General features: G+C 66.3%; 15 protein-coding genes and 2 pseudogenes. 12 read left to right on the top strand and 5 right to left on the bottom strand.

The genetic code is table 11. The features are described 5' to 3' along the window. Positions 1-158: 158 nt before the first annotated feature. Positions 159-1,448 (bottom strand): ABC transporter substrate-binding protein, encoded by a 1,290-nt coding sequence (locus ACWPN8_RS20655; RefSeq protein WP_492242091.1) that lies wholly within the window; start codon positions 1,446-1,448, stop codon positions 159-161. Between the two features lie 350 nt (positions 1,449-1,798). After that, positions 1,799-2,758 carry a GlxA family transcriptional regulator gene (locus tag ACWPN8_RS20650; RefSeq protein WP_492242090.1) on the bottom strand — a complete coding sequence of 320 codons (960 nt, stop codon included), beginning with the start codon at positions 2,756-2,758 and terminating at the stop codon, positions 1,799-1,801. Between the two features lie 93 nt (positions 2,759-2,851). Between ACWPN8_RS20650 and ACWPN8_RS20645 the strand changes: the two genes are divergently transcribed. From ACWPN8_RS20645 to ACWPN8_RS20625, 5 genes are all read left to right on the top strand, one after another. Next, entirely contained in the window at positions 2,852-3,538 is a 687-nt protein-coding gene (locus ACWPN8_RS20645; protein ID WP_492242089.1) for a DJ-1/PfpI family protein, read from the top strand. Positions 3,539-3,753: 215 nt separating this feature from the next. Beyond that, positions 3,754-4,467: a helix-turn-helix transcriptional regulator gene (locus tag ACWPN8_RS20640; protein WP_492242088.1), complete on the top strand. Its 714-nt coding sequence runs from the start codon at positions 3,754-3,756 to the stop codon at positions 4,465-4,467. Between the two features lie 114 nt (positions 4,468-4,581). Beyond that, the gene (locus ACWPN8_RS20635) at positions 4,582-6,105 is read left to right on the top strand and encodes an amidohydrolase family protein (protein WP_492242087.1); all 1,524 of its coding nucleotides are present in this window, start codon (positions 4,582-4,584) and stop codon (positions 6,103-6,105) included. Further along, the gene (locus tag ACWPN8_RS20630) at positions 6,095-7,033 is read left to right on the top strand and encodes a CobW family GTP-binding protein (protein WP_492242086.1); all 939 of its coding nucleotides are present in this window, start codon (positions 6,095-6,097) and stop codon (positions 7,031-7,033) included. The genes ACWPN8_RS20635 and ACWPN8_RS20630 overlap by 11 nt, the downstream gene beginning before the upstream one ends. A gap of 45 nt (positions 7,034-7,078) precedes the next feature. Continuing rightward, positions 7,079-8,293 (top strand): NAD(P)/FAD-dependent oxidoreductase, encoded by a 1,215-nt coding sequence (locus ACWPN8_RS20625; protein ID WP_492242085.1) that lies wholly within the window; start codon positions 7,079-7,081, stop codon positions 8,291-8,293. Between the two features lie 275 nt (positions 8,294-8,568). On the opposite strand, the gene ACWPN8_RS20620 is transcribed toward ACWPN8_RS20625, so the two are convergent. Beyond that, positions 8,569-9,315 (bottom strand): TetR/AcrR family transcriptional regulator, encoded by a 747-nt coding sequence (locus ACWPN8_RS20620; RefSeq protein ID WP_492242084.1) that lies wholly within the window; start codon positions 9,313-9,315, stop codon positions 8,569-8,571. Between the two features lie 131 nt (positions 9,316-9,446). On the opposite strand from ACWPN8_RS20620, the gene ACWPN8_RS20615 reads away from it, so the two are divergent. From ACWPN8_RS20615 to ACWPN8_RS20585, 7 genes are all read left to right on the top strand, one after another. Next, positions 9,447-10,601, top strand: a complete 1,155-nt coding sequence (locus ACWPN8_RS20615) for an ABC transporter ATP-binding protein (RefSeq protein ID WP_492242083.1) — start codon at positions 9,447-9,449, stop codon at positions 10,599-10,601. 22 nt (positions 10,602-10,623) lie between these two features. Further along, a complete protein-coding gene (locus ACWPN8_RS20610; protein ID WP_109451466.1) occupies positions 10,624-11,688 on the top strand; it encodes an ABC transporter substrate-binding protein in 1,065 nt (354 codons plus the stop codon). Next, positions 11,685-12,581, top strand: a complete 897-nt coding sequence (locus tag ACWPN8_RS20605; RefSeq protein ID WP_492242082.1) for an ABC transporter permease — start codon at positions 11,685-11,687, stop codon at positions 12,579-12,581. The genes ACWPN8_RS20610 and ACWPN8_RS20605 overlap by 4 nt, the downstream gene beginning before the upstream one ends. Further along, on the top strand, positions 12,578-13,381 hold the full coding sequence (locus ACWPN8_RS20600; RefSeq protein ID WP_492242081.1) for an ABC transporter permease: 804 nt from the start codon (positions 12,578-12,580) through the stop codon (positions 13,379-13,381). Before ACWPN8_RS20605 ends, ACWPN8_RS20600 begins: the two co-directional genes overlap by 4 nt. Positions 13,382-13,463: 82 nt before the next feature. Continuing rightward, positions 13,464-15,089 carry a class I adenylate-forming enzyme family protein gene (locus tag ACWPN8_RS20595; RefSeq protein WP_492242080.1) on the top strand — a complete coding sequence of 542 codons (1,626 nt, stop codon included), beginning with the start codon at positions 13,464-13,466 and terminating at the stop codon, positions 15,087-15,089. A gap of 70 nt (positions 15,090-15,159) precedes the next feature. Next, a complete protein-coding gene (locus ACWPN8_RS20590; protein ID WP_492242079.1) occupies positions 15,160-15,933 on the top strand; it encodes an enoyl-CoA hydratase/isomerase family protein in 774 nt (257 codons plus the stop codon). A gap of 173 nt (positions 15,934-16,106) precedes the next feature. Continuing rightward, positions 16,107-17,102 carry an MDR family oxidoreductase gene (locus tag ACWPN8_RS20585; protein ID WP_492242078.1) on the top strand — a complete coding sequence of 332 codons (996 nt, stop codon included), beginning with the start codon at positions 16,107-16,109 and terminating at the stop codon, positions 17,100-17,102. A gap of 28 nt (positions 17,103-17,130) precedes the next feature. Here ACWPN8_RS20585 and ACWPN8_RS20580 read toward each other — a convergent pair. Together ACWPN8_RS20580 and ACWPN8_RS20575 are read right to left on the bottom strand one after the other, a co-directional pair. Next, a pseudogene (locus ACWPN8_RS20580) lies at positions 17,131-17,276 on the bottom strand (IS5/IS1182 family transposase); the annotation flags it as partial. Between the two features lie 14 nt (positions 17,277-17,290). After that, positions 17,291-17,428: pseudogene (locus ACWPN8_RS20575) on the bottom strand (IS5/IS1182 family transposase); the annotation flags it as partial. Positions 17,429-17,461 lie beyond the last annotated feature (33 nt).

Below are 17,461 nucleotides of genomic sequence, written 5' to 3'. Positions count from 1 at the left end.
GTGTCATTCATAGTCGCGTTCTGGCGTCCTTCTGTTGCTGGCGGTGGGCCATGGCAATCGGGCCATGGGAACCCCGATGGCGACACGCGATGAACTGTGTTGCGTGAGCTGTGCTTTGACGGCCGTGCGGTATCCGCCGCCGGTGACCGTCGTTCCGCTTATTTCTGGCTGCCCGCGGTGCTGACCAGCGGGCAATCGCTCTGGCTCAGCGGCAGGTAAGCCTCGCTCGCGGGGATCGTTGCGACCACCTTGTAATATTCCCAAGGGCCCTTCACCTCGGCCGGCTCCTTGACCTGGACGAGATAAAAATCATGAATGAGCTTGTTGTCCGCACGCAGCTTTGCCCCACGCGCAAAGAAATCGTCCACCGGCGTCGACCTCATTTTTTCCATGACGGCATCGGTCGAATCCGTGCCGGCCGCCGCGACGGACTTCAGGTAATGCAGCACGCCGGAATAGACCGCCGCCTGGGGGGCTGTCGGCATCCTGTTGCGGGCTTGGTAGAACCGCCGGCCGAACGCCCTGGTCTCGTCGTTCAGGTCCCAGTACCAGGCGGTTACCGTCGTCAGGCCCTTTGCGATCTCCGGCCCCATGCTGTGCACGTCAGTCAGGAACATGAGTTCCGCAACCACCTTCTGCGAGCTCTTATCCATTCCGAACTCGTTCCACTGCTTCATCGCGGCGACGAGCTGGTCGCCGGCGTTCGCGAAGGCAACGACTTTTGCCTGCGAACTGCCTGCCTGAAGAATGAAGGAGCTGTATTCGACGGTACCGAGCGGATGGAAGATCGCACCGGCCGATCTGCCGCCGACCTCGGACAAGATCCGCTGGGACTCCGACACCATGTTCCGGCCGAAGGCGTAGTCGGCCGCCACGAAAAACCAGCTGTCCTGGCCTTCGGAAACGAGCCTGCGGATCGGGGCGGCGACAAGGTTGTAATTGTCGTGGAGCCAGGCGATGCCGGTCGGCGAACATTGCTTGCCGCTGATCTCGGTCGTTCCGACCGCCGAATAGATGACGATCTTGTTCTTGTCCCGGGCGACCGACTGGATCGCCAGTGCGACGGCGGAGTTTCCGACATCGGCGACCATGTCGACGCCGTCGACGTCGATCCACCGGCGCACGATCTGGGACCCGATGTCGGCCTTGTTCTGATGATCGGCCGTGACAAGTTCGACCTTCAGGTCAGGCTTCAGTTTTTTAAAATCTTCGATCGCCAGCTTGGCAGCGACGACCGAGCCGGGCCCCGTTATGTCTGACAAGGCTCCCGATTGATCGTTGATGATGCCGATCCTCACCACGCCGTCCGAGATTTCAGCCGCCGAAACGGTCGCCGCCGAAACGGTCGTCATGATCGCCATGGCCGACAGCGCGGCAGCGGCCGTCTTCGATTTCCGGATGGCGGACCGGTACCAGGGCTTGATGAACCGGCTTCGATGATGGTGCATGTTTCTCGTCGTCCCTGCTCTAGTCGGTCATTGCGATTGCTGTGACGCGATGGATTTTTCCGCCCGGCCACGTCCGTGCCTCCGATCCCCTCGCGAGCCGGGTATTCCGACACTCACCGAAAAGACGGCATGGCTCAACCCGGTGCCCGGCCCGGTATTCGGCCTTCAATGGCGAAGAATCCGTGCAAGCTCCCTGTTCTGGTTACAGCACCGCCGCCGACCATGGAGGTCCGGCGGAATGCCTGCCAGATTATGTTAACTTTCTTACTTTGGCTGGGCGTGCAGCAGCCCGCCATCCTCCCAAGGGAGGATGGCGGGTGGATTCGTGCCTCGCCCGGTAGCGGGCACCGTCAGCGGGTCGGCGAGGGGGCCTTGGCTTCGCGGGCGGCGCGGCGCAGGGATTGCGGTGCTTGGCCGAACGCACGGATGAAGGCGCGGCGCATCCGCTCGGGATCGCCGAAGCCGGTGATCAGGGCCACACGCTCGATCATCTCGCTGGATGACTCGATCCATGCCCGTGCGACTTCGATCCGCAGCTTCTCGATTGCCTTCGACGGGGTCATGCCGGTCTCGGCAATGAAGGTGCGGGCGAAATGCCGGGAACTCATGCCGACGCGTTCGGCAAGATCCTCCACGGTCAGAGTTTGGTCGAGATGCTCGCGCGCCCAGGACAGCAACGCGTCGAAGCGTCCGTTCGGAGACTTCAATTCGAGAAGAGGCGAGAACTGTGTCTGTCTGCCGCTGCGGCGATGGTAGAGCACGAGCTGGCGTGCGGTTTTCTGCGCGACCGCGTCGCCATGATCCTCGGCGACCAGCGCAAGCGCGAGGTCGATTCCGGCGGTGATGCCGGCGGAGGTCCACACCCCGCCGTCGCAGGTGAATATCTTGTCCGGCTCGAGCTTCACGTCGGGATAGCGTGCCATGAAGTCCTGCGTGCGGCACCAATGGGTGGTGGCGCGGCGGCCTTTGAGCAGCCCGGCCTCGGCCAGGACATAGGCGCCGGAACAGACGCTGGCGATCCGCACCCCCCGGCTTGCGAGCCGCCGCACAAAGGCGACCGTCGTCCTGCACGACGCCGCCGCGGTGACGCCCTCTCCTCCGGCGACGATCAGGGTCGTGACGGGTTTGGCCGACCGCAGCCCGTATGCGAATGTCTCGACGCCCGAGGAACTCCGCACCGGCCCCGCCTCAACGGCATACATCCGGATCGCCGGCGCCTTGCCGGCGAAGCGTCCGGCGATCTCGAACACGGAAATGGGCCCGGCGGCGTCCAGCAGCTGGAAGTCCGGATAGATCAGCACTCCGATCATGCGTCCGTCCGAAAAGGAGGGAATTACGCCGTTTCTGACCCGATGCCATCATGGCAGATTTCTGTCGTCAAGCCGAATATTTGGAGCCAAGCGATGGCAACACCGTTGCAAATCGGACTAATGGTCTTCCCCCAGGTCACGCAACTCGACCTCACGGGGCCATTACAGGTCTTTTCCAGTGTGCCGGGCGCCGAAGTCCACTTGGTCTGGAAAAACATGGAGCCGGTGCCGAGCGATTCCGTCCTTGCGATTACGCCGACCGTGACATTCGCCGACTGCCCGCAACTCGACGTCATCTGCGTGCCGGGCGGATACGGCACCGACGGCCTTCTCGGCGACGACGAGGTGCTCGGCTTCCTCCGCAAGCAGGCTGTGGGCGCCCGGTACATCACCTCGGTCTGCACCGGATCGCTGGTGCTCGGGGCGGCCGGCCTGTTGAAGGGCTATCGCGCGACCACCCATTGGAGCGCGGTCGAGGCACTTCCGCTGTTCGGGGCTACGCTGTCGCGCGAACGGGTCTGCATCGACCGCAACCGCATCACCGGCGGCGGCGTCACCGCCGGGATCGATTTCGCGCTGACCCTGGTGGCGACCCTCGTCGACCGTGCGACCGCGGAGATGGTGCAGTTGCGCCTGGAATACAATCCCGCCCCGCCGTTCGACGCCGGCTCGCCGGACACCGCGCCGGCGGAGGTTCTCGCAGCGATGAGCGAAAGGATCGCACCGTTCCGGGCGCGCCGGATGGACGCGGTCAGGCAGGCCGCAGCGCGGATGTCCTGATCCCCGCACGGCCATCACGCTGACGGACCCTCCCCGCCGGCCCCCCGCCGGCGGAACCGCCGCGGCCGCTTGGGAAAACACGACCCCGACCTCTACGAAACGAGGGCGAAATGCTGTGTCATGGAGATGCGCAAGGCTGCACCGTTTCCCACCATGGCCTTCTGGCCTCCTGGGCGGAGACGTCGGCGGACCTTGTCGACGCGATCGAAGATCCGGTGTTCCCGAGCATCTTCTCCCGCTCCCTCGCCACATTGATCTCCTTCGAGGAATGCACCCAGCTCCTGTACGACGGCAACCGGCGGCAGGGTCTGGTCGGCCGCGACCGTTCGGGGACCGGATTGGAACACCGGAACGGCGGTACGGCGCGCCATCCATTCGACCGGATGTACCGCGCCGGCGTGAGATCGGGTGTCCACCTGCTGCGCGAGACCTTGCGCGATCCGGCCGGGGCGTTGGGATATCCGGCCAGGGACTGCCGGGCTGACGGGATGCATGAGGGCGGCGAAGAGCTGTGCATCGCCCTGCCGATGTCCGGCGACGCCTGTACCTTGATGGTGATGACACGCAGGCGCAGCGGACGCCGGTTCACGGACGAAGAGGCCGGGCGGGTGAGGAGCGTCCTCCCGTTCCTGACCTCGGTGTTCCGCCGCCATTGGCACCGTGCCGGACTGCCGGCCGACGGCCGGGGCGACACCATCGACCACAGGCTGCTGCAAAGGATCGAGCGTCTGAGCCCGCGCGAAAAGGAAATCGTCGGTCTGCTGATCGGCGGCCACTCGACGCTGTCAATCAGTCTCCGACTGGATATTTCCGGAACGACGGTGAAAACCCACCGCAAGAACCTGTACTCGAAGCTGGGGGTTGGAACGATACACGAGCTGTTCAGTCTTTATGGAAACTCCCTGAAAGAGCGGATGGTGCGCAGCTGATGATACGGGGTCTTGCAATTTTAAAATATTCGCCCCGGTCCTGCGATGGACGGGGCGTCGCGGGAGCCGGCGGCGTGCAGGCCGCCGGCACATGGATCGGGGAGTGACGGGGCCTTGTCGAACGACACATATGATCTGGTGATCCGCGGGGGCCGTGTCATCGATCCCGAAAGCGGCCGGGACGAGATCGCCGATGTCGCCGTCAGGTCGGGGACCATCGCCTCGGTCGGTGCGATCCCGGCGGCGTCCGGCGAGAAGACCCTCGATGCGTCGGGGAAGGTCGTGTGCCCCGGCTTCGTGGACATCCATGCGCATGGCCAGTCGGTCGCCGCGGATTGGATGCAGGCGTTCGACGGCGTGACCACCGCGCTGGAACTGGAGGTCGGGGTCCTGCCGGTGGCGGCCTGGTACGACCGGCAGCGGGCCGACGGGCGTGTCCTGAACCACGGGGTGTCGGTCGGCTGGATCTTCGCGCGCAAGGCCGTCAAGGCCGGCATCGCCCCCGATCCGGAGCTGCATCCGATGGAGATGATGGGCCAGGGCGCCGGCGACGAAGGCGGATGGTCGAGCGCGGTGGCGTCCGCCGGCGAGATCGCCCAAATCCAGGACATCCTGTCGGCCGGCCTGCGCGAGGGCGGCATCGGCATCGGCATCCCGCACGGCTATGCGCCGGGAGCGGGCGTCAAGGAGATGACGGCGGTCTGCGGAACCGCGGCACAGGCCGCCGTCCCGACCTTCACCCACATCCCCTTCATGTCGAACACCGATCCGCAGAGTTCGGAAGAGGCCTATGTCCGGCTGATCGGCTATGCCGCCGCGACCGGCGCCCACATGCATGTCTGCCATCTGAACTCCACCTCGCTGCACGACATCGGCCGGTGCCGGGAGCTGCTGCTGAACGCGCAGGACAGGGGCTTGCCGATCACGGTCGAAGCCTATCCCTACGGCACCGGCTCGACAGTCGTTTCCGCCGCCTTCTTCGCCGATCCGGCATTCCCGAAACGGACCGGCACCTCCTATGGCAGTATCGAGCTGATCCACAACCGGCACCAGATGCGCGACCGGGACGACCTGCTCGGCGCCCGGCGGGCCGATCCGGGGGCGCTGGTCGCCTGGCATTTCCTGGATCTGGAGCGTGACGACGCCCATCGGGATCTGCTCGACCTGTCCGTCCTGTATCCAGGCGGCGCGATCGCATCCGACGCGATGCCCTGGGTCGAACCGGACGGGTCGCTCTACCGCGGCGCGGAATGGCCGCTGCCGCGGCGGCTGTCGTCCCATCCCAGATCGGCCGGCACCTTCAGCAGGTTCCTTGGCGACTACCACCGCAAGCGCGGGAAGATCGGCCTGGCGGAGGCGATCGGGAAATGCACCCTCATCCCGTCGCGGATCATCGAAGGATGCGTTCCGCAGATGCGCCGGAAGGCCAGGCTGCAGGAGGGCTGCGATGCCGACATCGCCGTCTTCGATCCCGAGACCGTCGCCGAGCGCGCCAGCTTCACCGACATGACAGCGCATGCGGCCGGGATGCATGCCGTGCTGGTGGGAGGTACACCCGTCATCCTCGACGGGATGCTGGACACGCAGGCGCGGCCGGGCCGCGCGGTGAGAGGAGGGAGGCGGAACGATGACTCATGACGCTGTCGCCGGTCCCGTGCCGGTGATGCTCGTCACCGGCGTGCTGGGGTCGGGGAAGACCACGCTGATCAACCGCATCCTGCATGTCAGCGGCGGGCGGAGCTTCGCCGCGATCGTGAACGACTTCGGGGCGGTCAACATCGACGAGGCGATCCTGTCGGCCTCGGGCCGTCCGGTCATCGGCCTGAAGAACGGCTGCATCTGCTGCTCGCTCCAGGGGGATCTGCTGCGGACGCTGCGGACCGTCCTGTCCCACAAGGCCCGCATCGACGGGATCGTGATCGAGGCGAGCGGGGTATCCGATCCGCGCGGCATCGCCGAGGCGTTGTACGACCCGATCCTCCGGGGCGCGGTCAGGCTCGACTCCGTGGTGACGGTCGTCGATGCGGAAGAACATGACGTCTCCGACGGCCTGTGGCGAGCCCAGCTGGATGCCGCCGACTTCGTCGTCCTGTCCAAGGCGGACCGCATCGCCGACAAGGAGGTTCTCGGCCTCAGGGCTCTGTTGCGCGCCATGGGGGAGAAGACCGTGTTCGTCATCCGGGAGGATGCCGACATCCCGATCGACATTCTTTTCGGCAGTCCACCGGAGCGGACGGACGGACCGGAGGGCAGCCCCCCTCCACGCTTCTCCGACGACCGGTTCGCGCATCTCGAATGGTCGTCGGAAACCCCGGTCTCCTTCCCCGCTTTCCAGGGCGCGGTCCAGACATTCGCCGCGCAGTTGGCTCGCGGCAAGGGCTTCCTGTCGTTCCGCGAACGGCCGGGCGAGCGGTTCCTGTTCCAACTCGTCGGCACACGGGCGAGCCTGTCGCCGTCAATGCCGCCGCAACCGGGCCCCGGCGCCCAGCTGGTCTTCATCGGCAGGGAGGAGCAGTTCGACATCGGGCGGGCGAAGGCGGCCCTCGACGCGATCAGGGTCGCCTGAGCAGGGAGCGCGGCGACAACGGAAACACGGAACGGAAGGCGCGGAATGGCGCAGGTTGCGATATTGGGAGCGGGCATGGTCGGCATCTGCACGGCCCTTGCCCTGCAGGAACGGGGACATGATTGCGTGGTCTTCGACCGGCGGCCGCCGGGATCGGAGACCAGTTACGGCAACGCCGGCATCATCCAGGCCGAGGCGGTCGAACCCTACGCCCTGCCGGCTAATCCGCTGGTGATGCTCCGGATGGCGCTCGGCTGGAAGAACGCTGTCGCGCTTCACTGGCCTTCGCTGCCGCGCCAGCTTCCGGCGCTGTATTCCTATTGGCGGTCGTCGTCGGGAAGCCCGCTGGGCAAGGTCGTTCCGGTGTGGCACCGGCTGATCCTGGAAGCGGTGCCGCGGCACAACGCCCTGATCAAGGCGGCAGGAGCCGGTGACCTCATCCGGACGCGCGGCTATTGGGAGGTTCACGCGACCGGGGCCGGACTGGCCGCGGCCCTGCTCGACGCGGAGCGGCGCAAGCGCCGGTACGGCATCGACTTCGAGGCGGCGGATTCGGGCATGCTTGCGCGCGCGGAGCCCAGCCTGCGCGCCGCATTGCCCGGCGCCATCCACTGGACAGCGCCCTGGTCCTGCGTGGCGCCCGGGGAACTGGTCACCGCCTATGCCGACCTCTTCCGGATGCGGGGCGGCAGGATCGTCCAGGCCGACGCAGCCCCGCTGGCGCAGTCCGGCCGAGGCTGGCGCGTCGGCGGTGAAGCGGTGGAGCACGCCGTCGTCGCGCTCGGCCCCTGGTCGCCGGAGCTGCTGAAGGGGCTGGGGTATCGGGTGCCGATGGTGCGCAAGCGCGGCTACCATCTCCATTATGCCTGTGACGACGGCCCCAGCCGGCCGATGCTTCTGGCCGACCATTCGGTCGTCCTCTCCCCCATGCGCGCCGGGTTGCGGATCGCCACGGCGGCGGAACTGTCCGCAGGGGCGGCGGTGGCCTATCCCGGGCAGCTGGCGCGGGGAGAGGTGGCCGCGAGAGCGCTGTTCCGGTTCGGCAAGGCGGTGGAGGACTCCGCCTGGTCAGGGACGCGGCCTTGCCTTCCCGGCATGCTGCCGCTGGTCTGCAAGGCACCGCGGCATTCCGGGCTGTGGTTCCACTTCGGCCACGGGCATCAGGGCTTCACCCTCGGCCCGGTGACCGCCGAGCGCCTCGCACGCGCCTTCGACGGCGACATGGGGGCTGTCGAAGGCCTCGACGGCGGACTGTCCTAGAGAGCGGCTTCGGTGCACGGATGGCGGCGAGGGCGCACTGAGCCTCGTCGCGACCTTGATTCAGGTGGGCGGGCGGAGTTCGGGCGCGCTTGATCGGTCATCCGTTTCGGGATGGTGACGCCGCTGATGGCCTCGGCTTGCCGGCCAGGCAGCCGTGCTCGGCGATGCCCTGGATGTGGCGGTCCCGCTGTGTCGGCTCGGTGGCGGCGGTTGCCCTGGGCACCGCTGGTCCGGCAAAGCAACGGGCCGACCTAGAAGGTGTCGCCGTCCGCCGGTCAGCTTCCGCCGTTGGCGGCACTGTTCGGCCGGGCCGGGCCCTCGAACGCCGACATCGCAAGATACCACTGGTCGGACAAGGCTTTTGCGAGGCTGTCGGCAGTGGGGAAGGACCGGCACAGCAGCGCGTCGCCATGGACGAACCGTTCGCGCAGGCTCTCGATCGTCATCGCGATCAGAAGGCGCAGGACGCCCTCGAACCTGCCGCGTTCCTCCAGGCCGAAGGGCTGTCCGCGACGGCGGGCGACGGCCAGGATGATGCGGTCGACCCATTCGGAATTCATCCGCTCACGCATGCGCAACATCTCGGGATCCCGCGTGGCCAGTTCCGAGAACAGGCTGTAGAAGCCTGCGTTCGCCTCATAGGCGCGGCAATAGTCGGTGTTGGCGGTCAAGATCGCCTCGTAGCTGCTTCGTGGTCCCTTCGATGCGGTGCGGCGGTGGGTGACATATTCGAAGAAGAGATTGACGAGGACGACGGCGCATTCGTCCATGTCTTTGAAATGATTATAGAAGGTTCCGCGTGAGAGCCCGGCTTCGTCCAGCAGGGCTTCCACCGTCATCAGCTTTCCCCGCGTGGTGCGCAGATGGCGGGCGACAAGGGAAAGCAGCATGTAGCGCGTCCGCTCCCGCTTCGGCCGCGTCCGCTCCCGGCTCTTGATCGCCAGAACCTCCTCGAAGAAGAGAGGGGGAACGGCTTCATCCCCCTCAGGCCCGCTGCCCTGAATTTTCTCATCCTGCTGCATTTTTATGCCCTCGCTCCCCAACCACCATGGCCCCGGCAAAAATGTTCTGCGAACTGACGTTCACAGCTTGACGAAGGCCATTTTTATACATAGCGTCATATTTATACAATGCGTCATCACTGGACAGGCCGATGGTACCTACGATGGTGGACGTCAATAAACCCTCCAGCGGCACCTTGAACAGGGAAGCTTTTTCAAAAGCGAAGGCGACCGGTGCGACGATCGAGTTCCAATCCGTCCGCAAGGCCTATGGATCGGTAACAGCACTGCACGATTTTTCCCTGACCATTCATCCCGGCGAGTTCCTGACGATCCTCGGGTCGAGCGGATCGGGGAAAACAACGGCTCTGAATGCACTTGCGGGCTTCTCCGGGGCGGACTCGGGCGACATCCTCATCGACGGCAAGTCGGTGATCGACGAACCGCCGGAGCGCCGGAATCTGGGGATGGTGTTCCAGAACTATTCCCTGTTCCCGCACATGACGGTGTTCGACAATATCGCCTTCCCGCTGCGGATGCGCCGCGCCCCGCGGCGCGAGATCAACGAACGGGTGGAGCGGGTCCTGGAGATCGTCCGGCTCGGCGCGCTCGCCAGGCGGATGCCCCGCGATCTCTCCGGCGGGCAGCAGCAGCGTGTGGCCTTCGCCCGCGCCATCGTGTTCGAGCCGCCCGTCCTGCTGATGGACGAACCGCTCGGCGCGCTCGATCTCAAGCTGCGCGAAGCGTTGCAGTTCGAGATCAAGGAAATCCAGCATCAGCTCGGCTGCACCGTGGTCTATGTGACCCACGATCAGCGCGAGGCGCTCGCTATGTCGTCGCGCATCGTCGTGCTGCGCGACGGCCGGATCGAGCAGGTCGGCACGCCGTCCGAAATGTACGACGCGCCGAAAAGCCGCTTCGTCGCCGATTTCATCGGGCAGACCAACCTGCTGGCCGCCGATCTGTCGACGGCCGGATCGGTATCCATTTCCGAATTGGGCGCCGTTTACCGGGACGCGGACTCCCGGGCCCACCAGGGGTCCTGGTACGCCAGCATCCGTCCCGAAAAGCTTCAGCGCCGTCCGGCCGAAGGGTCGGACATCGCCGTGGACGTGACCGTTCAAGAGGCGGTGTTCCTCGGCGACGTGATCGAATACAGCGCCCGCACCGCCCATGGTGCGCTCATCCACTTCCGGGAACAGAGACGCGACAGGGACCGGATCCCGGAGCGCGGCGAGACCATCGGTCTCGTCCTACGCCCCTCCGACGTCGTCCTCGTTCCGGATCTCGCCAAGACCGGTCGCTAAAGAACTGATTGGGAGTGCCGTTATGAAGAAGCTGCTGTGGAGCCTCTCCGTTGGAGCGGCGATTGTCGGCGGTGCCGGCGACGCCGCCCTGGCCCAGTCCGGCAACAAGTCGATCACGATTGCCAATTACGGCGGTGCATGGGCGGAAACCCTGAACCGCATCTGCATCGAGCCGTTCACCAAGGAGACTGGCATCACCGTCACCCAGGCGGCGACCGAGGACTCCCTTGCCCAGATCCGCGTCCAGCAGACCACCCGGAACATCCTGTGGGACATTGCGCCCACCGAGCGTTCGGGCCTGCCGGTCTCGTCCAAGAATGGCTGGCTGGAGCCGATCGACTGGTCGGTGGTCGACCCGGAGAACAAGCTCCCGCCGGTTGCCCGCAAACAGTACGCCATCGGCGCGATCGCCTATTCCACCACGATCGGCGTGCGCACCGACAAGCTGCCGGAAGGCAAGAGCTTTAGCGGCTGGAAGGACTTCTGGGACGTCAAGACCTTCCCCGGCCCGCGCACGCTGCGCAACTCCCCGGCGGAAAACCTCGAATTCGCCCTGATCGCCGACGGCGTGAAGCCGTCCGATGTGTACACCGTTCTGCGGTCGCCGGACGGCGTCGACCGCGCGTTCAGGAAGCTGGACGAGATCAAGCCGGCGATCACCGTCTGGTGGACCAGCGGCCAGCAGCCGGTCCAGCTTCTCGCCAGCGGCGAGGTCTTCTACGCGACCGCCTTCAACGGCCGCATCCAGCAGCTGCAGAAGGACAAGCTGCCGGTCAAAATCATCTGGGACGGCGGGTCGCTGGACGTCAGCTACTATTCCATCGTGAAGGGCGCCCGCAACATGGCCGACGCCCAGAAATTCATGAACTACTGCTGGAACACGCCTACGCGCCTGGCCGAGATCGCCCGCGCCATGCCCTATTCCTCCTTCAATCCCGACATCTACAAGATCCTCTCGGCGGACGAGGCCAAGGAGCTGCCGACCAGCCCGGCGAACCTCGACGTTCAGTTCGCGCTGGATTCCGAATATTGGGCTGAAAACCTGCCGCGCATCCAGAAGCGGTGGGAAGCTTGGCGCCTGCAATGAGCGACGGCGTCGCCATGCCGCGCGATGGGAAAGGGGCGGCGCGCGGCAGGCGCGCGCCTCTCTCCTCCCTCTGGCTGCTTGCCCCGGCGGCCGTGCTGCTCCTCTTCGTGTTCATCCTCCCGGTGGGCGAGGTCGCGTTGTGGAGCGTGCAGGGGGAAGCCGGGCTGTCGGCGGAGAATTACGAGGCGGCACTCGGCGCGGGGCCGTACCGGACGATCCTGTTCGGAACCTTGCAGCTTTCCTTCGGCGTGGCCTGCGCCTGCATCCTGGTCGGCTATCCGGCCGCCTATTTCCTTGCATCCCGTCCGCCGCGCAACCGGACCCTGCTGCTCCTGCTCATCCTGACCCCGCTGTGGGTCAGCGTGCTGGTGCGCACCTTCGGCTGGATCGTCGTTCTCGGCCGGGAAGGGCTGGTCAACTCCATGCTGATCGGGATCGGCGCCGTCGATGGGCCGCTCCAGATGCTGTACACGCGCGGAGCCGTCTACATCGCGATGGTCCAGGTCCTGCTGCCGGTCGCCATTCTGGTCATGTTCTCGACCATGACCACCATCAACCGCTCCCTGCTGATGGCGTCCCGGATTCTGGGTGCATCGCCGTGGCGCGGCTTCGTCCACATCTTCCTTCCGCTGAGCGCGGGGGGAGCGGTCAACGCCTGGATGCTCACCTTCGTGCTGGCTCTCGGCTTCTTCATCACCCCGGCGCTGGTCGGCGGTCCCAAGGAGACGATGATCGCGAACCTGATCGCGACGCAGATCACGCTGACCCTCGATTGGGGCCTGGGTTCCGCGCTGGGCATGGTGCTGGTGGTCGCGGGCTTTGCCGTGGTGGGTGCCATCGCTCTGCTCTTCCGGCGGGTGACGGGGCTGAGCGGCCATGGAGGCTCGCGATGAAACGATCGCTTTGGGAAAAATCCGGGCGCTACCTGCTTCCGATCTATTTCGTCGGCATCCTGCTTTACCTGCTGCTGCCGTTGCTGCTGGTCATCCCGATGTCGATCAGCGAAACGCGCTATCTGAAATTCCCGCCGCAGGGCTTCACGTTCCGCTGGTATCAGGAGTTCTTCGCGTCCGCCGGCTGGATCGACGCCACCCTGCGCAGCCTGCTGATCGCCGCGGCGAGCGCCGTGCTGGCCACCGCCATCGGCACCGCGGCCGCCCTGGTGCTGAGCCGGGAGGGCAGCAAGGCCGCGCGGGCGGCCGGACCGGTCTTCCTGGGACCGCAGGTGGTGCCGGTCATCATCCTGGCGCTGGGCACCCTGCTGGTCTTCAGCCGCTTCGGCCTTTACGGCTCGCTGTGGGGCGTGGCCCTGGTCCATGCCGTTCTGGCTCTGCCCTTCGTCACCACCACGGTGTCCGGGGCGCTGCGCCAGACCGGCGACACGCTGGCACGCGCCGCCCGCGTGCTGGGGGCCCGGCCGCACGAGGCCTTCTGGCACGTCACCTTGCCGACGATCCGTCCGGCGGTGATCTCGGCCGGCGTGTTCGCCTTCTTCATCTCCTTCGATGAGCTGGTCATCGCCCTGTTCGTCATGGGGCAGAATGAAACCCTGCCCATGCGCATCTGGGCGGACATGCGCCACGACCTGACGCCGGTCGTGGCCGCCGTCGCCACGCTGCTGATCGTCGTCACCTTCGCCGCCGTCTTCATGAGCGATCTGATCCAACGCCGCGCCCAACGGCGCGCGGGGTGACGGGTCGCCCGGCACCGCGCGCCAGCGCCGCACCTCACATGGGCCACCGCACCCGACGGCCCCATCACCCAAGGAAAGTGTGATGTTCTCAGATTTCCGCAGGGAAGAACCCGATGCTCTCACCCGCCGCCTGGAGGCGATGACGCTTCCGGACTCGGTGTACGACCTGCTGCTGGCCACCGCTACCCGTGTCCCGGCGGCGCCCGCCTGGCGCTTCCTCGACGATGGGGTGGAACGGAGCTGGGGCGAGGTTCTGGCCAGCGTCGACAATGCCGCCGCGGCGCTGTCCGCGGTCGGCATCGGACCGGGCGTCCATGTCGCGGTGATGGCGTGGAACCGCGAGGAGTTCCCGATCACCTGGCTGGCGCTGTCGCGTCTCCAGGCGGTGATGGTGCCGGTCAACGCCACCTACACCGCGCGCGAGGTCGAGTATGTCCTGAAGACCTCGCTCGCCACCCACATGGTGTTGGAGGCGGAATTCCTGCCGCATCTGGACAGGCTGGAAGCGGTGAGGCTCGATCCCTCGCACGTCGTCGTGATCGGCGATGCGGTGTCGGACCGTCACCGCAACTGGCGGGTCCTGATGGACGAGGCCCGCGGCCGTCAGGCTCCGGCGATCCCGCGGTCGATGGACGCCACGCTGAACCTCCAATACACCTCGGGCACGACGGGCTTCTCGAAGGCCTGCATGCTGAGCAACGAGTACTGGCTGTGCCTCGGCATCAGCTCGACCGAGTTCTTCGCCACCGACCTGCGCCGCTTCTATGTCGGCTCCAGCTTCTTCTACATGGTGGGGCAGCGCATCCTGCTGAACGCCATGGCCAGCGGCGGCTGCGCCTTCTTCCCGCGCAAGCCGGGCGCCAAGCGCTTCATGCCCGACGTGTCGGCGCTGGACTGCGATTACTGCGCCCTGTTCGAGATGGTCTACAAGCAGCCGCCGCGCGCCGGCGACGCGGACAACAGGCTGAAGATCGCCACGATCTTCGCCTTCGGCCCCGAAAGCCACGCCGACTTCCAGCGCCGCTTCGACGTGTATGGCCAGGAATTCTACGGCATGACGGAGATCGGCGGCGGCAGCTACGTCCCCGCCCATCGCCTGCCGGAGATGACCGGTTCGGGAAGCTGCGGCGTGGCCGCGCCCTTCCGCGAGTTGATGGTCGCGGGCGAGGATGGCAAGCCGGTTCCGACCGGCGAGACGGGTGAGCTATGGGTCCGCGGCCGCGGCATCCTCAAGGGCTATTTCGGCAACGAGGACGCGACGGCGGACGCGTTCACCGACGGGTGGTTCCGCACCGGCGATCTTTGCCGGGTGGATTCCGGGGGCTATCACTACATCCTCGGCCGCACCAAGGACATGGTCCGCCGCATGGGCGAGAACATCGCCGCGCGCGAGGTCGAGGTGGTGTTGCGCACGCTCGACGACATCCAGGACGCCGCCATCGTGCCGGTGCCCGACGATTACCGCGGCGAGGAGATCAAGGCCTATATCCTGCTGGCCCCCGGCGCATCCCCGGACAGCTGCACGCCGGAGTTCATCGCCGATCACTGCTCCCGCCATCTCGCCGGGTTCAAGGTCCCCCGCTACTACGAGTACCGCGACAGCTTGCCCCTGACCGACTCGCAGCGGGTCCAGAAGAAACACCTGATCGCCGAGAAGCCCGACCTCCGCGCCGGCTCCTATGACCGGCAGGACAAGATCTGGCGCTGACGCCATCCCCGTCCCATCCCAATCGATCCAATCCGAAAAGGCCAGCCGGCCTTGAATGAGGACCATTGCCATGCCCGAAATTTCCACGCGGACCGAGGGCGCCATCCGCATCCTGACCATCTCCAACGAACGCAAGCGGAATGCGTTCGAAGGGTCGATGGCGGCGGACTTCCTCCGGCTCCTGAACGAAGCGGAAAGCGATGACGCGGTGCGTGTGATCGTGGTCACCGGGGCCGGGGACATCGCCTTCTCCAGCGGCCATGACCTGAACGAGATCGCGTCCGGCGCCCACGCCGAAAGCAACCTGGGGGAAGAGCCCTTCCTGCGCCCGCGCAGCATGCACAAGCCGGTGATCGCGGCGGTCAACGGCCATTGCTATGCCGCCGCCCTGATCTTCGCGGTGAACTGCGACCTGCGGGTGGCGAGCAGGAATGCGTCCTTCGGGTCGCCGGGGGCGCGTCTCGGCATGCTGCCGGAGGGCGGCCAGATCGGCCGTCTGCCGCGTCTGATGACGTCGGCCCGCGCGCTGGAACTGATGTTGACGGCGAACCCGTTGTCGGCCGACGAGGCTTACCGGACCGGCTTCATCAACCGGCTGGCCGAAAAGGGCGAGGCCTTGAGCGAAGCCCTCGCCCTGGCCGGCGACATCGCCAGGAATTCCCCGTCGGTGGTCGCCGCGATCAAGGCCGGGGTGATCCTGGGGGAGGTCGAGGGGATCGAGGCCGCCACCGCCTATGAGGAGACCGTCGCCCGTCGCCTGGAGAAGGAGGCGGACGCCCAGGAAGGCGTCAGCGCCTTCCTGGAAAAGCGCCCGCCGGTGTTCGGCGGCGGCAAGCAACGATAGGCCGGGGTGGCGGCAAGCCGCGGCTGCCGGCGCCGACAGCGGGTGCACCTCATGGTCAAGCCGCCGGATGGCGCCTATGTTCACCATGATCCGCCGTCCCGGCATCGGCTGCCTGCCGTTCAACGGCGCCGTGCTGATCCAAAATTCTCTTTATCGCGGGGAGGGTCCCAACCATGGCCGAGAACTTCAAAGCCTTCGTGATCGAAGATGTCGACGGCAAGCCCAAGGGCGGCTTCACGACGCTGACGCTCGCCGACCTGCCGGACAACGATGTGCTGGTGGAGGTCGCTTACTCCACCCTCAACTACAAGGACGGGCTTGCCGTCTCCGGAAAGGGCAGGATCGCCCGCAAGCTGCCGATGGTCGCCGGCATCGATCTGGCCGGCACCGTGATCGAGTCCCGGTCTCCCGACTGGAAAGCCGGCGACAGGGTGGTCGCCAACGGCTGGGGCATGTCGGAAACGCAGTGGGGTGGCTACACCCGCTTCCAGCGCCTGAAGGCGGAGTGGCTGACCCGCCTGCCGGACGTTTTCTCGTTCGAAGAGGCCATGGGCATCGGCACCGCCGGCTACACCGCCGCGTTGTGCGTGGACGCGTTGGAGCGGTGGGGCGCCGTTCGTCCTGGCGGCAAGGAGGTGCTGGTCACCGGAGCGGCCGGCGGGGTCGGCTCCGTCGCGGTGGCGCTGCTCGCCAAGAGCGGTTACCCGGTGGTGGCCTCCACCGGTCGGCCCGAGACGCACGACTATCTGCGGGAACTCGGCGCCACCGGCTTCATCGACCGTGCGGTGCTTCTGGAAAAAGGCGCGCCTTTGCAGAAGGAGCGTTGGGCCGGCGGCATCGACTCGGTGGGCGGGCAGACGCTGGTCAGCGCGCTGTCGCAAACCATGTGGGGTGGGGCAATTGCCGCCTGCGGCTTGGCCGGTTCGTCCGACCTGCCCGGCACGGTCCTGCCGCATATCCTGCGCAGCGTCGCACTTCTCGGTGTCGATTCGGTGATGGCTCCGCAGCATCTCCGCGACGCCGCCTGGAAACGTCTGGCCCGCGACCTTGACAGGACGGCATTGAAGGCAATGTACGACGTGCAGCCCTTCGACGCGCTGCCCGATCTGGCAACCCGGATCCTCGCCGGACAGATCCGTGGCCGCGTTGTTGTCGACGTAACCCGTTGAGGCGGTTTCCAGTGCAAAGGGTCCGGACTCATAACCAGTAGGCGACAGTGGCGGCGACGTTTATCGCCGCCATGACGCTGTTGGCCGAGCGGTCATGGCGGGTGGCGATACGGCGGAAATCCTTGAGGACAGGCGCTCGATGACGTCAGGGCTCCGGTGGAGGCAGGGAGAAAAGCGGTTTCACCAGCGCCCGTTTGCTTCAACATGACGACCCCGCTGATCGCATGGCGATCATCCACACGCGGCTTGCCTCGGGTGGCGCGCCGACGGTGCGGCTCAAGCCGTCCGAACTGCTCCACCGTCAACCGGAACAGGCCTTGTTCCATCACAATGCCCCTTTCCAGGACGTTGAATAACAA

The organism is Azospirillum sp. UENF 112521 (assembly GCF_058780665.1).
Note: the sequence above shows the minus strand (reverse complement) of the source record. Positions and strands in the feature narration are given on the sequence as shown.